Here is a 17502-nt window from a genome sequence, read left to right as displayed (position 1 = left end):
CTTTTTACTCTTTCACTCTTTCATAATAGCTGTCATCTGGAGTATATACTACAATTTTATCCTCTTCTTTTATAAACTGAGGCACGTTAACGCGCATTCCGTTTTCCAAAATTGCAGGCTTATAAGAAGCAGTAGCAGTTTGTCCTTTAATAACAGACTCTGTTTCTTTCACAGCAAGTGTAACATAATCAGGCACATGCGCAGAAATTATTTTGTCTTGATAAGCTACAACTTTAATTTTCATGTTATCCTGTAAATAAATTTTTTTTTCTCCCAATAAGTCCAAATTTATAGTGATTTGCTCGTAATTACTTGGATGCATAAGATTTACAATGTTTCCTTCAGTGAAAAGGTAAACATATTCCTCTTCATCTAAAATTGCCCTTCTGATTGTTGCATCAGAACGAAATCTTTCATAGTGTTTTGCTCCGGTTTTGATGTTTTTCATTTCGGCTTGTATGTATGCACCACCTTTACCAGGTTGAGTATGCATAATACCTACAACCAAAAATAATCCGCCGTTATGTTCCAACACCTGACCTGGTCTGATATCGTTAGCTCTTTCTGCCATAATTACATTTTCAATTTGATCTTATAATTATAAATAGCTTTATATAAATATCAAAGTCTTTATTAGTCAATAAATTCTGGTATATTTAATACTATATACCTCCCCTTTATATTTATATGTGGAAATATCTCTTTAGTGAAAGACAGCATAATACGTTTTTTTGTGCTGATAACTAAAATTTCTAATATATCCCCTGAGCCAAAATTATACACAGATTTTACATTGCCATATAATTCATTACTTTCCAGCCTTACTTCCATATCTACAAGGTCACTTTGATAAAATTCATCCTCATCATTTAGCTCTGGTAACTTGCTTCTTTCTATATATAGCTTCTTATTCCTCAAAAGCTCTGCTTCATTACGGGAATTTACTCCACTTATTGTAGCTATTACTAAATTATCACCTATGATGGATACTGAGTCTATTTTATAATTCTCATCACCACTTATTAGCTCACCATATAAGGAGATATTTTTGGGCTTTTCGGTGAAAGTTTTTAATTTAACAGCTCCTTTAATTCCGTGAGGAGAGGTAATAATTCCTAAGCATACCAGATTGTCGTTCATATTAATATCAAGCATCTAATCAGAAGATTTCTCAGATAAATATTGAGCCAGAATCTCAATTCCTTCATCAATCTCTTTTTCAGTGATAATTAGTGGAGGTAAAATTCTCACAACGTTATCTGATGTTACTCCAACAGTGAGTAAACCACGATGACTTAACTCTTCTGCAAATTTTTGATTGTCTGCTTTCACTTTTATTCCAAGCATTAACCCTTTCCCTCTCACTTCTTCTATTATTGGAAATTTACTTGCTAAGTCTTCTAATTTATTTTTTAAATACTTACCTCTAATTTCAACATTTTTCAAAAAGCCAGGACTGAGCAATTCTTCGAACACAGCATTACCTACTGAGGTTGCAAGCGGATTGCCACCAAAAGTGGAACCGTGCATACCAACTGCCATGTATTTAGCAGCATTTTCAGTCGCAAGACAAGCCCCTAGCGGAAACCCGCCGCCTATTCCCTTTGCAAGAGCACATATATCAGGTTCCACTCCTATATGTTCGTATGCAAATAATTTTCCTGTCCTACCAGCACCGCATTGCACGCAATCAAAAAATAACAATATGTCATTTTCATCACACAGCTTTCTTAGTTCTTTCATAAAGACTTCATTCATTACTTTGATACCACCTTGCCCTTGTATTGGTTCTATTAATATAACGCCTATATCACTTGAAATTGCTTTCTTTACACTCTCAATATTGGGCTCGATATTATCACACCAATCAATACATGGACTCAGTAATTCAGAAAATTTCTGTTTATCGTTTGCAGCACAAGTTAGGAAGGTTCTTCCATGAAATGCACCATGGAATGTTAAAATTCTGTGACGGTTTTTATTGCCTTTTCCGTTTTGATAGACCCTAGCAATCTTAAGCCCACATTCTACTGCCTCTGATCCAGAATTTGAGAAAAATACAGTGTCAGCGAAACTATTGTTTATTAATTTTTCTGCAAAATTATTGGCAGCAGGTATATTATAGGTATTTGATATATGCCATAATTTTTCTCCTTGCAATTTAAGAGCACTAATTAATCGCGAATTAGTGTGACCTAAGCTACTAACGGCTATTCCGGAGTGAAAATCTACGTAGCGCTTACCGTCAATATCATACAAGTAAATATCTTTACCATAAGAAAAATTTATGTTAATAGGAGAATAAACTGGCAAAATAGGAGAAATTGTCATAAAATATTATATGCTAAATTTTATTATTAATAACATAAAAGCCGTTGTTTCGCAATGAGTAAGGATATGTATAAGATAGGTAAATTAATGTTTTCTGCACTGAGAAAAAACAAATACACAAAAGTTATCGCATTATTCTCATCAATTTTTATGATTTTATTCAGTGTGATATATTGTAATTATTTACTAAGGAGTAATTTCCTTTCTTCTTACCGTGATTCAAGTGTAAACTTAAAAAGTGTATTAGAAAATGGTATAATAAAAAAATACCATTATTTACTAATAGAAAAGCATCACATTAAATACAAAAATTTTGACTACATAAACCAACTAGTAAAACTGCGTGCTGAATTATTACAATCAGTGAGCAAAGTAAAGGATTTCAGCTTAATACTGTATGATCAAAACGGCAGAATAATATTCAGTAATTTTAACACTCAAGATTATGATTATGAACAGTTACTTACAAACGATGAAATTGATAAATTATTAAGTAACCAAGAAATACTTTATACTACAGGAAATACATTAACTTCTATTTTCCCTATATTCCATGAAAATAGCGCTAAGCCGTCGTTTTTTTTGAAGATTCTTCGAAGCTACAATAATTCTTATGTTATAGCATATGGCCTATTTTTAATATTTTTAGGCTTATTATTAATAATTTTAATATTAATAATGTTCTATTTGCACTTTTCTAATACCAAAATGCTGGCCAAGCAACATAAAACTAACATTGAATTACAGCAGATAAAAGAGGCATTAGAGCAAGAAAATGCAAACAAGCTAAAGTTTTTTGCAAGCGTTACACATGAATTACGCACACCTCTTAATGCTATTATTGGATTTGCAGAGTTGATCAAAAATGAAACTTTAGGTTCAATGGATAACTCTCAATACAAGGAGTATGCAGACGATATATATAATGCAGGGACACACTTACTTGCCTTAATTAATGATGTGCTCGATTTTTCTAAAGCTGAATCAAGTAGTTTAACAGTAGAAAAAGTGAAGTTTAACCTGAACAAAATAATAGATTCATGCGTAAATATGCTATTACCTAAATTAAAAGAAGCAGGGATTAATTTAAAAAAAGAGATGACTAATAAACAATTATTAGTCATTGCAGATTCCAAGAGAATGAAACAAGTTATAATAAATTTATTATCAAACTCAATCAAGTTTACTCCTAAAGATGGTTTAATAAGAATGGTGATAAAAGAAAATATAGAAAAAAACTTATTAACCATTGAGTTTCATGACAATGGAATAGGAATAATGCAGCAGGATATATATAAAGTTATGTCTGTTTTTGGCCAAGCAGATTCGGGATATAGAAACGAAGGTACGGGCATCGGATTACCGCTAAGCAAGAAATTAGTAGAGTTAATGGGTGGAACTTTTGACATTAAAAGTGAAGCGAAACTTGGTACTACGATAACATTGAACTTCTTTTATGAAGAACAAACATGTGAAGATTCGATTGATTTTTAATAGGATCTATTTGATATGGCCTTACATCAGACGAAAACCACACTTTATCAAAAGCGGCAAGCCGAGAAGGCAGTTATCAATAAGCCCCTATCAAGAATCTTATCTGTGTTAGCTATATATAAAATTTGATACTCTGACTACAATATACTACTATAGATAGAAGCGTTATTAATGGAGCAAGGTATGGAGTTAGTAGTAGGAAATAATGCACCTGATTTTAGTTTACCAACAGATTCTGGTGAAAATTTATCACTGAGTGAATTTTTTGATAAAAAAAATGTAGCTCTTTATTTTTATCCTAAAGACGATACTCCGGGTTGTACGATGGAAGCAAAAGGCTTTAGAGATAAAATAGATGATTTTTCTTCCCTTGACACAGTGATAATTGGTGTATCAAAAGATAGTGTTAAGTGCCACACTAACTTCAAAGCAAAATACTCTCTGCCGTTTTCTTTAGTTTCTGATGAGAATGCTGAAATGTTGGGAAAATATGGTGTTTGGGTAGAGAAAAGTATGTTTGGCAAAAAGTATATGGGAATAGAACGCACTACTTTTTTAATAGATAAAAAAGGTAAAATAGTGAAGATCTGGAAAAATGTAAAAGTTAGTGGACATGTTGATGAGGTTCTGGAAGAAGTAAAGAGAATATAAACTAAAGAATAGGTTAATGGCTACCCATTGCTACATAAAAAAGCTGAAATTACATAATTTTCGTAGCCACTCAAACTTTGAACTGGATTCAGATGATAGCTCAGTTGTAATAACTGGCGAAAATGGTATTGGTAAAACTAATATACTTGAAGCAATCTCGTTGCTTGCTAAAAGCAATGGAATGAAAAAAGCAAAAGCCAGTGAGATACAAAATAGATTCAGTAATGAAGATTGGGTAGTGCACTATGATTTTTTTAATGGAACGGATTTTAATTCAATTGGTATCGCAAAGAGTTTTGATAAGAAACTAATACAAATTGATGGAAAAACGCAATCAAGTTATTCATCTCTGTATAAGATATCCAATGTAATATGGCTGATTCCACAAATGGACTATGTTCTTCTTAATTCTCCAAGTGACAGATTAAAATTTTTAGACCGTATAGTTTCACTGTTTGAAGAAAATTACACTTGCTGCTACATGAAATATAGAAAAGCTAAACATGAGCGAAGTAAACTATTGAGGGAGAACATTTTGAACAAAAACTGGTTCTCTAGTCTTGAAAACATAATGGCCGTTAATGCAGTTAGTATTTTACATATGCGATCGTCTGTTTTAAAAATATTACAAGATACAATTGATAACCATTCCAGTAAGCTTTTTCCGAAGGCAAGTTTGAAATTCAGCAGCCAGCTAACTTTGGACGATACTGCAGAATATTTTCAGAATCGTCTAAAGGAAAACAGAGAAAAAGATTCATTGACTGGTAGAGTAACCCTTGGTGTGCATAACGATAATTTCCGGGTTTTTTGTCAAAAAAGAAACGTACCAATAAATCTGTGCTCCACTGGAGAACAAAAGTTATTACTGCTTTCTATTATTTTATCCAGTGTAAAAGCAAGGTGTATTCATTACAATAAGGCACCACTTCTTCTACTTGATGATATAATGTCTCATCTGGATAAACATTACAGAAAGGCGTTAATGGAGGAAGTGTTAAGTATTCAATGTCAAACTTGGATAACTGATGTAAATCAAGATAATTTCAATAGCTATCTTTATTCTTTCAAGTTTTTTGAATTATCAAATGAATAGTACCTCTTTCAAAGCTCATACAGGCAACTCCCAATTGTAAATTCCGGCAATTAAACCTCAAACCAAAACATTTCTGTTTTTTTTACTTTAAATTAAATGCAAAAGTTACTTTACAAACTTCGCCAGTCCCCTTATCATGAAACTGAAGCTATTTATTTATCTTCGCAATCTCTGCAGTGGATTAATGATAAAAAACTTAATGTATTTGGCGTAAATCATGCTGAATTTTTGCACTATGTGCACCTCATGTCTTTATAAAACTTCTAGGTTTCTACCTATATAAGCTGAAACGCGCTTACAAAGCGTTTAAGATAGCAAAAAACGTCAAATTGACAAGGGAGAATTTGAATGCTAGCCACCCTAGGGTTTCTTTGCCTTTTTTTTCGCTAAGTAAATTTCTTAATGTTTATAATTTAGATTAGTTGCGGCTTAAAAGCAGCTGAATCGCGGTTATTAAGCGTTTAGAATAAAAAAACGCCATACTTGAAAGTATAATGTAAGTAATTAGCCAACCACGGGGCTTCTTTTGCCTTTTTTTTCATTTGGTAAATTTCTTAATATTCATAGCTAAACGACAACCGTTATTCCGCTGCTTGTTAGCTGATGAGATACCGCGAATGAATCGCGGTATGACGGTATGCGGCGGCATGACGATAAGCCTTGTCATTCCAGTGCGTGACGCTGGAATCTAAACTTTAACTGATATGATTACAGAAAGAGAATTTATTAGGTATTCATAGACACTGAAAGTGGTCAGCTCGACCACTTTCAAGTAAAGAAAACTACGTTTGTGCCTCCAATAATTTCTATTACTTATCCGCTACTGCACCGTCTTTACAAATCACACCGCCTGGTGTTATTTTTGAAACGACTACAGGAGCGCCAAAAAACACAGCAGTGAATGCACCGAGTGCAAAAAGCGCTGGCCACGGCATTCTACCGAATATTGCAAGCAACGCTGCACCAATTATCACTATTGTGATCATTGGTCCACCTATGCCATGAGTATAGCCTATTATCTTGCATATCACTGATGATGTTGTATCACTTGTATCAACAAAAGCATCTGCAGCATTTGCATCAAACGCAAAGGAGAAAATTAAAACCGCAAGTAGAAGAAAATTTTTCATTATACCCTCCAATCATTTCTGTCCTAAGTTAGATTATTCTGCAATTTGAATAAATGGTAAGGGTTCTAGTAAATTTGTCATCCTATCAGTTTATAAAAATTCCCGGATCTCAGTGTTATTCACTTGGACAACATTTATACAATTGTGGAATAATGGTGCTCCTTTAAGAAGCACCGTTTAGCTAATGCTTTTCTAAATCTGCAGCGCCTATTTTTTACACGCTCCTGTACTTGTATCCCAGTTGGTACCATCAGGGCAAGCAGTTGCACCATTTTTACAAATCACACCGCCTGGTACTATTTTTGAAACAACTACAGGTGCACCAAAAAACACAGCAGTAAATGCACCGAGTGCAAAAAGCGCTGGCCACGGCATTCTGCAAAATATTGCAAGCAATGCTGCACCAATTATTACTATTGTGATCATCGGTCCACCTATGCCGTGAGTATAGCCTACTATTTTGCATATTGTGTTTGACGTTGCGTCATCAGTAACACTGCTAGCAAAAACATTATCAAATGCAAAGGAGATAACTAAAGCCACAAGTAAAAGAAAATTTTTCATTATGCCTCCAATAATTTCTATTACTTATCCGCTACTGCACCGTCTTTACAAATCACACCTCCTGGTGTTATTTTTGAAACGACTACAGGAGCGCCAAAAAACACAGCAGTGAACGCACCGAGTGCAAAAAGCGCTGGCCATGGCATTCTGCCGAATATCGCAAGCAAAGCTGCACCAATTATCACTATTGTGATCATCGGTCCGCCTATGCCGTGAGTATAGCCTATTATCTTGCATATCACCGATGATGTTGTATCATTTTTATCAACAAAAGTATTTGCAGCATTTGCATCAAATGCAAAGGAGAGAATTAAAGCCACAAGTAGAAGAAAATTTTTCATTACGCCTCCGATAATTTCTATTTAATGCTGGATTATCCTTCACTTTGATTAAATTTAAGTAAATGGTGAGGATTTTTTGCTTAAAAGTATCCTTTATTTCATTTAGAATACTTTTCTTGGTTCGTCTATATTACAGTGCTACAGAAATTTTACAGCATCGTTTATTGCCTTTATCGTGCTTTGATTGACACAATTCATAATGATGGAGTGGAGCATGCAGGGTATTTATCATTTTTAATTCTGTTATCAATATTTCCTTTTCTCATCGTTTTAATGGCTGTGGCGTCAACATTCGCAAATTTTTTAGACCAGTACAACATTGGCTGGGTATTTATCATTGATAACATGCCACAGGATATTTTATCATCTTTGATGCCGCGTATTAGGGAGATAATATCAGGCCCGCCGCAAAGCTTACTAACTTTAGCAATTGTAGGTGCTGTTTGGACCGCTTCATCGACAATTGAAGGGCTTAGAACAATACTCAATAAGGCCTATAAAGTTCCGGTTTCGCCGCCTTATATATTAAGAAGAGTACTAAGTATATTACAATTTTTAGTAATCACGCTTATTATAACTCTAACTATAGTGTTTTCTACACTAGTACCAATGCTAATTGATTTTTCCTATCAGGTGCTAAGTTATACTAGGTATTTACTTATTGAATTTGTACTTTTCACAGTAGTCTCTTGGCTATATTTTATGTTACCAAACATAAAACAAAATTTATCAGACGTATTTCCTGGATCTTGTGTAGCTGTTATTCTTTGGACGATTTCTGCTTCAGCTTTTAAGCAATACTTAAAAGCTTCCTTTGACCAACTGGATTTGATATATGGAAGTTTAGGTGGTGTGGTAGTGTCATTACTATTTTTTTATATGCTAAGTTTGATTTTTATATATGGAGCAAAATTCAATTTTCAGCTAAAATATTTCAATGGATCTCGCTAAGGAGAAAGAAATGGGTAAGTTAGAAGGTAAAGTAGCTTTAATCACCGGAGCTTCAGGTGGAATAGGCTCTGCTGTTGCAAAAAGGTTTATAAGAGAAGGTGCATGTGTGATTCTGATTTCAAGATCTCTTGATAATCTCAAGCCACTATATAATGAAATTGAAGAGCTTGAAGAATTTAAAGAAGGCTCTGTGAAACTAATTCAGCTTGATCTTTTAGACTTTGAGAATGTAAAGATACTGACAAACATGATAGAAAGCCTGAAATTATCAGAATCTGGAGCACTTGATATATTAGTTGTGTGTGCTGGAATTTTAGGCAAACTGAACCCCATTCATGACTGTGAGATTGAAGAGCTACAGAACGTAATGAATACAAATTTTACTGCCAATTGGTACTTACTAAAAAACTTAGATCCAATGCTAAAAAAGTCTAATGCTGGAAGAGCGATATTCATGACCTCAGAAGTGACACTTTCTCCTTCCTCTTATCCATATTGGATGCCGTATGCTGCAAGTAAAGTTGCACTAGAAATAATGGTGCAGATATATGCATCTGAGACAAAACATACAAAATTATGTGTAAATGCTGTATACACGGAAGGACCTGTGGGTAGTGAGCAGGCATTTCCTGGATCTGAATTGGTGTCACCTGATAAACTAACAGATAAATTTGTGGAATTAGCTTCTGAAGACTGCGGCATATCAGGAAAAATCTTACCGCTTAGCAAATCTCCCGAATAAATTACCATAGTATCTGCAAAGATACCGTTAAGCCCACAACTGTATGAATATTGTGATTTGAGAGTAATCTCCACTAGGAAGGATGTCATCCCAGTGCCTCTATGGTGTCATTCCAGTGCTTGACACTGGAATCTAGTCTTTATTATGCAGCCACTTATTTAAAGTTAAGTTTTCTGGATCCCAGACTGGGATGACACCTCTGGGCACTGCCGTCATAAAGGAACCAGTGTCAGCTACTTGAATGACATCATTTGCTGTGCAATTTACCTTCAAAAATGAATGTTTGTACAGCTGTGTGTCAAGCACTGGAATCTGCCACGCAAATTGCAATGTTCGTACAGTTATGCGTCAAGCCTAAAAGTAATTAGCTAATAGGTTTAATAAAAATTCACATATACAGGAAAGATTGGTAACATTACTTGAATAGAGACCGTTATTGTAATTATGCCGAAACGCACAGATATAGAATCTATATTAGTAATAGGAGCAGGCCCAATAGTTATAGGTCAGGCATGCGAGTTTGATTATTCCGGAACGCAAAGCTGTAAAGTATTAAAAAGCGAAGGTTATAAAGTCATTTTGGTTAACTCCAACCCCGCAACTATAATGACAGATCCTGAGTTTTCTGATGCGACGTATATTGAGCCGGTACTGCCTGAAATCATAGAGAAAATTATAATTAAGGAGAGGCCAGACGCAATATTGCCAACAATGGGCGGGCAAACAGCGCTCAATTGTGCAATAAAACTTGCAGATGATGGAGTGTTAGACAAATACAACGTAGAATTAATAGGGGTAAATAGAGAAGCAATAAAAAAAGCAGAGGATAGAGAGTTATTCCGCCAATCCATGGATAAAATAGGACTGAAATACCCCAAAAGTATCATTATAAAAAATCAAGAACAAATAAAAAAGGCTTTGGATTACGTTGGATTACCAGCAATCATTCGTTCATCATTCACTCTTGGTGGTGCAGGTAGTGGCATAGCATATAATAAAGAGGAGTTTTTCAATATCGCAGAAAGTGCTCTCAAAATTTCGCCAATAAATGAAGTTCAGATAGATGAATCAATTATCGGCTGGAAAGAGTATGAAATGGAAGTTATCCGCGATTGTAAAGATAACTGCATAATAGTCTGTTCGATAGAAAATGTTGATCCGATGGGAGTGCACACCGGAGATAGTATTACGGTTGCTCCTGCTTTGACTCTGCGTGATGCTGAATATCAACAAATGAGAAATGCATCTATAGCAGTGCTGAGAGAAATTGATGTTAGTGCCGGCGGTGCAAATGTTCAGTTTGCAGTAAATCCTAAAGAAGATGGAAGCCTCGTTGTAATTGAAATGAATCCAAGGGTTTCTCGCTCTTCTGCACTTGCTTCGAAAGCAACAGGCTATCCTATTGCAAAAGTTGTAACCAAACTTGCTATCGGCTATTCGCTCGATGAAATACGTAACGACTGCGCTCCAATAATACCAGCAGCATTCGAACCAGTGATTGATTATATCGTCACTAAAATTCCTCGATTTGAGTTTGAGAAATTTAAGGGGACGAATTGTGAATTATCAACCTCCATGAAATCAGTGGGAGAAGTGATGTCTATAGGCCGCACTTTTAATGAGTCACTACAGAAAGCTTTCCGTTCACTTGAAACTGATTTTACAGGACTTGATGAAGTATTTCCTGAGAACATTGATATTGATCACATAAAATCTCAATTAGCAAAATTGCTACCAAACAGATTACTGATTGCTGCTGACGCAATGCGCCACGGAATTAGCATAGAAGAAATAAATTCGATTACAGGATATGACTTATGGTTTCTGCAAAATATACAGCAAATCATCTTGGCTGAACAAAAAATCAAGGAAAACGGCCTTCCTGAGACTGCATATGAAATGTTAGAGATGAAAAAAATGGGATTTTCAGATGCAAGATTAGCAAAGTTAAGTAATAGACCTACCTCTGTCATTCCAGTACCATCTAATGTCATCCCAGTGCGTGACACTGGGATCCAGCCAGCGTTACACGCTGGAGATCGAGTAAAACAAATCGAAGAAATAAGAAAAAAATTTGGCATTAAACAAGTTTATAAACGCGTAGACACCTGTGCAGCTGAATTTGAATCGAGCACTGCTTATATGTATGGCTGCTATGAGGGTGATGTTGAAAATAAAACGGAATGTGAGGCGAATATTTCTGACCGAGAAAAGGTTGTCATTTTAGGAAGTGGTCCAAATCGCATTGGTCAAGGTATTGAGTTTGATTATGCATGCGTACATGCAGCTTCTGCCGCCAAAGAAATGGGGTATGAAACAATAATGATCAACTGTAATCCCGAAACTGTCTCAACTGACTACGATACCGCTGATCGTTTATATTTTGCACCACTCATTGCAGAGGATGTGCTTGAAATGCTAAGTAAAGAGCAAGAAAATGGCACACTGGTTGGTGTAATAGTTCAAATAGGCGGTCAAACACCTTTAAAGTTAGCCAAAGTGCTTAACGAGAGAGGTTTCAAAATTCTGGGAACTTCGTTTGATTCTATTGACCTTGCAGAAGATCGCATGAGATTTAAAAATCTTGCTTTGCAACTTAATTTAAAACAACCTGAAAATTCTATCTGCCATTCAGTAGAAGAAGCGTTAACCAACGCAGAAAAGGTGGGGTTTCCACTAGTAGTCAGGCCATCATATGTCCTCGGCGGTCAGTCTATGTCGATTAGACACGATACTCAGAGCTTCAAAGAGTATGTCTTGAATCAAACCAAAATTTTTGAACACGGATCGCTGCTTCTTGATAAATTTTTAGTCAATGCAGTTGAGGTTGACGTTGATGCTGTATGTGATGGGGAAAAAGTTTTCATTGCAGCGGTCATGGAGCACATTGAAGAAGCTGGTATCCACTCTGGCGATTCAACATGCTCAATACCGACAAATACATTGAGTGACGAAGTAATAAAAGAGATTAAGCTACAAACTGAAAGAATAGCATTAGCATTAAAAGTGAAAGGTCTGATAAACATTCAGTTTGCTGTTCAAGAGAATAGACCTCTTGCAGAACCTGTTTGTGATGAGAAATCTTTAGGAAAAGTGCAGATGAGCACCACAGAATACTCGAATGTATTTGAGGAGCGCAGACAAGCTTTGACGACAAAATTGCCTTCAGAAATCGAGTTATGCAAGAGGTCTAGTGATGTATACATACTTGAAGTGAATTTAAGGGCTAGTCGCACAGTTCCTTTTATTTCCAAGGTAATCAATATTCCTATTGCAAAGCTTGCCACTCAGGTTATTTTGGGTAAAAAATTGAATCAGGAAAACAAGCCTTTCAATCATTTTGCAGTTAAAGCTGCTGTTTTTCCATTTACCCGCTTTGCAGGAGTGGATACTTTACTTGGTCCTGAAATGAAATCAACAGGAGAAGTGATGGGAATCGACTCATCTTTCGAAGCTGCACTTGCAAAAGTGCACATGGCTGCAGGATACAAGTTGCCAACAGAAGGAGCAGCTCTGGTTTCAGTAAAAGATGATGATAAAGAGTATATATTGCCTGTTGTACGAATGTTGAAAGAACTGAGTTTTGAAATATATGCCACCAAAGGCACAGCTTCGTATCTGAACAATAACGGCATTGCTGCACAAGCTGTAAATAAAGTAAGAGAAGGCAGACCCCACATAGTTGATATGCTCAAAGATGGAAAAATAAATCTAGTGATCAATACCTCAAAAGGTGTGAAATCAGTTTCAGATAGCAAAGATATCAGGAGAACTGCTATTTTGCAAAATATAGCTTACAGTACCACAGCTTCTGGGAGTAAAGCGTTAGTGCTTGCAATTCAATATGTAAAGAATAGCAAATTGGAAGTGAAATCATTACAGCAGATACAAAACGGTTAAATATCAAAACTAGAATAATTCACTCTCAAAATGCTAAAGAGAACATAATAAAAAGATGGAAATTTTGAAGGAAATAGTATACCTAAAGAATAAACTAGCGTAATTGAACAGCCAAATGCTACAACGAATACTCCACAATCTTACCTAGAGGACACTTCCCTTATATGTTAAGAACAAGTCTTTATAAATATCAAAGTAGTGATATTAAAGACACACAGAGAAGAGGAACCGTCACGCCCCTTGATTATAAGAATCGTTGTTCAGCAAGGTTCTCTTCTCTGGTTTATTATACTGAAAGTTCCGAACAACTGATTGAGCTTTTAGGCTCGTATATAAGGCTGGAAAATGCAGTATATGTTATTATTACGGAGGAATTATGAATTCATCAAACATTATTGCTGGCATTGATGTTAGCAAAAGTAAATTAGATCTCCACATTCACCCACTTGAGCATTATAAAATATTTGAAAACAATGTACAATCCATTGATGAAATGCTGGACTTTTTACGTTTGCATAATGTAACCAAAATTGGTCTTGAGGCAACTGGTGGATACGAAAAATTATGTGCCTATACTTTACTAAGCAATGGTTTTGAAGTGTACGTCATTCAACCAAGGTGGGAGAGACTATGCTAAAAACCTTGGTATTACTACAAAAACTGATAAAATAGACTGCAGTATCATCTCACGTTATATTAATAATACAGATATGCGTGTTACTCCTTTAACAGTTAGTAATGGTAATATTGATTGCTTGAAACAAAAATTATCTCGTAGAAACCAACTTGTAGAAATAGCAAAAATACAAAAAACCCAAATCCAACAGGTAACTGATACATCTATAATCAAACAAATAGAGGAACTTCTTGCAATTTTACGTAATCAAATTAAAACTTTAGAAGATGAAATGATTACATTTATCGATCAAAACCAAGAGCTTAAAAGAAAATATATATCAATAACTATATAGTAGCGGGATGACGGTTTTTCAAATTGTCGGTAAATCTAAGTCAGTTTAGCTATAGGCAGCAATTTTCTGTATTTATTTTAAATTGAAGAAAGCTCAAATGAAAGATCGTGTTTTGCTAAAAATCACAGAATGCAGTCTGGTTACTATTTAAAAGGATATGTTCAAAAAAACTGTGTCAAATCAACTCATACACTTCATTACCAACTTCATGATGAAGTTCCGCAGTTGGATGGAAATAATCAAAAAAGAAATAATCCTTTAGTGTTTCTTTGCTACACCCAGGGTTATAGTGAACGTCAAGTTCCCCTTTAAATATCAACTTTAAGAGTATTTTTATATTTTCTTTAAATCTCCCAACTTGGTCTGCAATGTTCGATGTGCATGCATCTTGACAATTTAAACCTTTGCTCTTGTATTCGCTAAACATACTTCTCATTTTAGAGTTAAGATCAAATGCTTTTATTTCAAGATTTGTACTTTTCTTCATATAATCTAAGCCTTTAGCCAGTTTTGCATTGAAACTCTCCGTGAGCTTTGTAGCTAGTTCCCTTGCTTCTTCATCTCTATTAAAAGCTGGTATTGAGCCAACTTCAGGTGCATTTGCAACAACTACATGCTTAACACCATGTTCATTTAGAACCTTAAGTGCATTACATATTTCACTCACTGCTTGTTCCAACACTTCTTCCGCTTTAGTATCGTCATAAGCAGTGGCAACCATAACATCATTTCCGCCGATTATGATGCAAAATAAATCTTCTTTACCTATATCTGGATGATGTTTAATTACCGCATCTAGCTGGTTAGCTAAACGAAATTTATTGAAGAAATAAGAAAAAATAGGGTCAAAAATTTCAGATGCTGTTGCATATGAAACTGCGTAATTCTGACCTTGCTGTTCGTGGCATCTCCCAAAAAATGAATAACTCCACCCAGGTTTAAATTCATCTAAATCTAAATATTTTGCTATATATTCAACAGCAGTAGGGCCATTGCTAAAAGATCTTCCTTGATAAAAAGGATCATCAAATTTTACGCTTTTTGCAAAGGATAAATTATTTAAAATTCCAATGATTGCGCCATTATCGGATAAGCTATCACCCAGAACATAAAAATTTCTATACTTTGAATTAGAATTGTCATTTTTGTTTGTCATAATATTTACCGTAGATTAGCATGTTGTTTCATTAGATTCATAGAAAAAGAAAAATAGCGGTGAAATTATACAACTTTGGCCTAACTTGCTCTCCACTTTTTCCGGGCAAAATCAGCTTCTTCTTAACTTGACACGTATACTTAAAAGAACCCTCTAAGTTTTCTAGCACGGCTTGGATGTTTCAACTTGCGCAGTGCTTTTGCCTCTATTTGCCTAATTCTCTCACGTGTTACATTAAAAATTTTTCCTACTTCTTCTAAGGTATGTTCCTTCCCATCTTTACCAAGGCCAAAACGCATTCTTAAAATTCTTTCTTCCTTTGGTGTTAAAGTTGCAAGAACATTGGTTGTAATGCCACGCAAGTCAGCAAGTATTGCAGCATCCTCTGGCCTGGAGACTCGCTTGTCTTCTATACAATCACCAAAGGTACTACTATCATCTTTCCCTGTTGGAGCTTCAAGACTTACTGGATCCCTTGCTATTTTCATAACTTTGCGTATTCTTTCCAGTGGCATTGTCAGTTCTACACTCAATTCCTCTAACGTCGGCTCTCTTCCCATCTCATGAGTCATCTTTCTTAATGCTCTATTGATTTTACTGATAATTTCCACCATATGAACTGGTATTCTAACTACTTTAGACTGCTCAGGTATTGCTCTAGTGATTGATTGTCTTACCCACCAAGTGCCATAAGTTGAAAATTTATATCCACGTTTGTAATCAAACTTATCCACGGCCTTCATAAGACCAATATTGCCTTCTTGTATCAAATCAAGCAGATCAAGGCCTCTTTTTGAATACTTCTTAGCAATGGAAACTACTAGCCTTAAGTTAGCCTTAATCATTTCTTGCTTTGCTTCAGAGACTTCTCGTTCGTGTTTTTGTATTCTCTTGATTAGCTCCTTAAATTCTTGTACGTTATCTTCCTGTATATGCTGCTTAATACCGTTCAAGGTACTAGCTATATGTTCAGAGTTATCGTCTATAAACCTTAAAAATTTGTTTTTTAATTCACCTGTAAAAGAGGACTGATTTTCATTGATCTTTAAAAGACTTATCTTTTTCAATTCGTGCTTTAAAAGCACGTCATCATAAACTTTATAGAAACTTTCTCTATCGATATCGTATTTTCTAGCCTCAGCAATAAGATTAGCCTCTTCAAGCGTAATGGATCTATTTATCTTATAAAGTTCTTGTGTAATTCTGGCAACAGCAGCATCACTTAACTTAATTTGTAATGCTATAGACCATATTTGATTATACAAATTTTCTAGCTCATTAGAGAAATTTTTAGAATTTTTTCTTAATATCAACGCTTCATTTGTTAAAGTAATTATCTCATCCAATGCAACTATGACCTTTGGCAATAAGTCACTTTCCATTTCAAGAATAGAAACATTTAAATTGACTGAACTTATATCTTCATTATTACCGTCTTTCTCATCATCACTTTTTTTACTATCTTTCTCATCATCACTACAGTACTCAGCATCTTCAGAAACATCCTCAGAATCCTCAACATCTTCAGCACTTTCTTCACTCTCTTCACTTTCTTCTTTGGGTACTACATTAAAATCAGAGTTATAAATTGCATCCAGATCTATAATTTCTCTCAGTAAGAGAGCTCCATTACTTAAATCATCACGCCATACTTTTATCACCTTTAATGTTACTGATGTTTCAATTATTGCACGTAACATGTTATGCTTTTCAGATTCAATTTTTTTTGCTATCTCGATTTCATCTGCCCTTGATAAAAGCTTTACGGAGCTCATGTCTTGTAAATAAATCCTCACTGGATCATCATTTTGTACTAAAGTTGCAGTAACATTTGGCGATGTGTCATCATCATCAAGTTTACTATCATCACTGTTGGAAGGAATATCTTCTTCATCTTCGCTACTTTCAAGCACATTAATTCCGGAATCCTGCAATAAAGATATAGCATCATCTATAAAGTCAGACGAAAAATTTTCATCTGATAATTTATCATTTATATCATCAAAGGTGATAAAACCACCCTTTTTTATACTCTTAGTTACCAGATCTTTGATAATTTTTTTCTTATCTTCTGCATCATTAATAGTTGACATCATTACCTTTATAGTTTATAATTTTATTTCTTATTAACAAACAAACTTACAACGAGCAAGTCTATAATTTTACTTTTAACTT

General features: G+C 34.9%; 18 protein-coding genes. 9 read left to right on the top strand and 9 right to left on the bottom strand.

Annotation, left to right across the window (positions count from 1 at the left end; genetic code table 11):
* Positions 1 to 4 precede the first annotated feature (4 nt).
* The 3 genes from efp to HUB95_RS05210 form a co-directional block, all read right to left on the bottom strand.
* A complete protein-coding gene (efp, locus tag HUB95_RS05220) occupies positions 5 to 571 on the bottom strand; it encodes an elongation factor P (RefSeq protein WP_012673415.1) in 567 nt (188 codons plus the stop codon).
* A 62-nt stretch (positions 572 to 633) separates the two neighbouring features.
* On the bottom strand, positions 634 to 1140 hold the full coding sequence (gene rimM / locus HUB95_RS05215; RefSeq protein ID WP_015589486.1) for a ribosome maturation factor RimM: 507 nt from the start codon (positions 1138 to 1140) through the stop codon (positions 634 to 636).
* Positions 1141 to 1155: 15 nt separating this feature from the next.
* Positions 1156 to 2331 carry an aspartate aminotransferase family protein gene (locus tag HUB95_RS05210; protein WP_015589487.1) on the bottom strand — a complete coding sequence of 392 codons (1176 nt, stop codon included), beginning with the start codon at positions 2329 to 2331 and terminating at the stop codon, positions 1156 to 1158.
* A gap of 66 nt (positions 2332 to 2397) precedes the next feature.
* On the opposite strand from HUB95_RS05210, the gene HUB95_RS05205 reads away from it, so the two are divergent.
* The 3 genes from HUB95_RS05205 to recF all read left to right on the top strand — a co-directional run bounded on the left by HUB95_RS05205 (position 2398) and on the right by recF (position 5572).
* Positions 2398 to 3825: a sensor histidine kinase gene (locus tag HUB95_RS05205; RefSeq protein WP_197907290.1), complete on the top strand. Its 1428-nt coding sequence runs from the start codon at positions 2398 to 2400 to the stop codon at positions 3823 to 3825.
* A gap of 183 nt (positions 3826 to 4008) precedes the next feature.
* Positions 4009 to 4476, top strand: a complete 468-nt coding sequence (gene bcp, locus HUB95_RS05200) for a thioredoxin-dependent thiol peroxidase (RefSeq protein ID WP_015589489.1) — start codon at positions 4009 to 4011, stop codon at positions 4474 to 4476.
* A gap of 16 nt (positions 4477 to 4492) precedes the next feature.
* Positions 4493 to 5572: a DNA replication/repair protein RecF gene (gene recF / locus HUB95_RS05195; RefSeq protein WP_015589490.1), complete on the top strand. Its 1080-nt coding sequence runs from the start codon at positions 4493 to 4495 to the stop codon at positions 5570 to 5572.
* Between the two features lie 809 nt (positions 5573 to 6381).
* On the opposite strand, the gene HUB95_RS05190 is transcribed toward recF, so the two are convergent.
* The 3 genes from HUB95_RS05190 to HUB95_RS05180 form a co-directional block, all read right to left on the bottom strand.
* Positions 6382 to 6702, bottom strand: coding sequence for a TrbC/VirB2 family protein (locus HUB95_RS05190; RefSeq protein ID WP_012673416.1), 321 nt, complete (start codon positions 6700 to 6702; stop codon positions 6382 to 6384).
* A gap of 207 nt (positions 6703 to 6909) precedes the next feature.
* Positions 6910 to 7266, bottom strand: a complete 357-nt coding sequence (locus HUB95_RS05185) for a TrbC/VirB2 family protein (protein WP_209452381.1) — start codon at positions 7264 to 7266, stop codon at positions 6910 to 6912.
* A 20-nt stretch (positions 7267 to 7286) separates the two neighbouring features.
* Positions 7287 to 7607 carry a TrbC/VirB2 family protein gene (locus HUB95_RS05180; RefSeq protein ID WP_015589492.1) on the bottom strand — a complete coding sequence of 107 codons (321 nt, stop codon included), beginning with the start codon at positions 7605 to 7607 and terminating at the stop codon, positions 7287 to 7289.
* Between the two features lie 135 nt (positions 7608 to 7742).
* Between HUB95_RS05180 and HUB95_RS05175 the strand changes: the two genes are divergently transcribed.
* On the top strand, positions 7743 to 8558 hold the full coding sequence (locus tag HUB95_RS05175; protein ID WP_015589493.1) for a YihY/virulence factor BrkB family protein: 816 nt from the start codon (positions 7743 to 7745) through the stop codon (positions 8556 to 8558).
* Positions 8545 to 9300 (top strand): SDR family oxidoreductase, encoded by a 756-nt coding sequence (locus HUB95_RS05170; protein ID WP_174516753.1) that lies wholly within the window; start codon positions 8545 to 8547, stop codon positions 9298 to 9300. The genes HUB95_RS05175 and HUB95_RS05170 overlap by 14 nt, the downstream gene beginning before the upstream one ends.
* 132 nt (positions 9301 to 9432) lie before the next feature.
* Here HUB95_RS05170 and HUB95_RS05165 read toward each other — a convergent pair whose 3' ends face one another.
* Positions 9433 to 9606, bottom strand: a complete 174-nt coding sequence (locus HUB95_RS05165; RefSeq protein ID WP_167471214.1) for a hypothetical protein — start codon at positions 9604 to 9606, stop codon at positions 9433 to 9435.
* A gap of 138 nt (positions 9607 to 9744) precedes the next feature.
* On the opposite strand from HUB95_RS05165, the gene carB reads away from it, so the two are divergent.
* The 4 genes from carB (at position 9745) to HUB95_RS06275 (ending at position 14171) form a co-directional block, all read left to right on the top strand.
* Complete coding sequence (carB, locus tag HUB95_RS05160) at positions 9745 to 13200, top strand: carbamoyl-phosphate synthase large subunit (protein WP_209452380.1); 3456 nt, start codon at positions 9745 to 9747, stop codon at positions 13198 to 13200.
* Between the two features lie 164 nt (positions 13201 to 13364).
* Positions 13365 to 13580 (top strand): hypothetical protein, encoded by a 216-nt coding sequence (locus HUB95_RS05155; RefSeq protein ID WP_006279709.1) that lies wholly within the window; start codon positions 13365 to 13367, stop codon positions 13578 to 13580.
* Positions 13577 to 13837, top strand: a complete 261-nt coding sequence (locus HUB95_RS06280) for an IS110 family transposase (RefSeq protein WP_010082049.1) — start codon at positions 13577 to 13579, stop codon at positions 13835 to 13837. Before HUB95_RS05155 ends, HUB95_RS06280 begins: the two co-directional genes overlap by 4 nt.
* The gene (locus HUB95_RS06275) at positions 13788 to 14171 is read left to right on the top strand and encodes a hypothetical protein (RefSeq protein WP_242049517.1); all 384 of its coding nucleotides are present in this window, start codon (positions 13788 to 13790) and stop codon (positions 14169 to 14171) included. Before HUB95_RS06280 ends, HUB95_RS06275 begins: the two co-directional genes overlap by 50 nt.
* Positions 14172 to 14346: 175 nt before the next feature.
* Here the strand turns inward: HUB95_RS06275 and HUB95_RS05145 are convergent, their stop codons facing one another.
* Both HUB95_RS05145 and rpoD read right to left on the bottom strand, forming a co-directional pair.
* Positions 14347 to 15327 (bottom strand): SGNH/GDSL hydrolase family protein, encoded by a 981-nt coding sequence (locus tag HUB95_RS05145; RefSeq protein ID WP_010082050.1) that lies wholly within the window; start codon positions 15325 to 15327, stop codon positions 14347 to 14349.
* A gap of 140 nt (positions 15328 to 15467) precedes the next feature.
* Positions 15468 to 17420, bottom strand: a complete 1953-nt coding sequence (gene rpoD, locus HUB95_RS05140) for an RNA polymerase sigma factor RpoD (RefSeq protein WP_012673419.1) — start codon at positions 17418 to 17420, stop codon at positions 15468 to 15470.
* Positions 17421 to 17502: the final 82 nt, after the last annotated feature.

It is taken from the genome of Wolbachia endosymbiont of Ceratosolen solmsi, from assembly GCF_017869155.1.
Taxonomy (GTDB): domain Bacteria; phylum Pseudomonadota; class Alphaproteobacteria; order Rickettsiales; family Anaplasmataceae; genus Wolbachia; species Wolbachia pipientis.
Note: the sequence above shows the minus strand (reverse complement) of the source record. Positions and strands in the feature narration are given on the sequence as shown.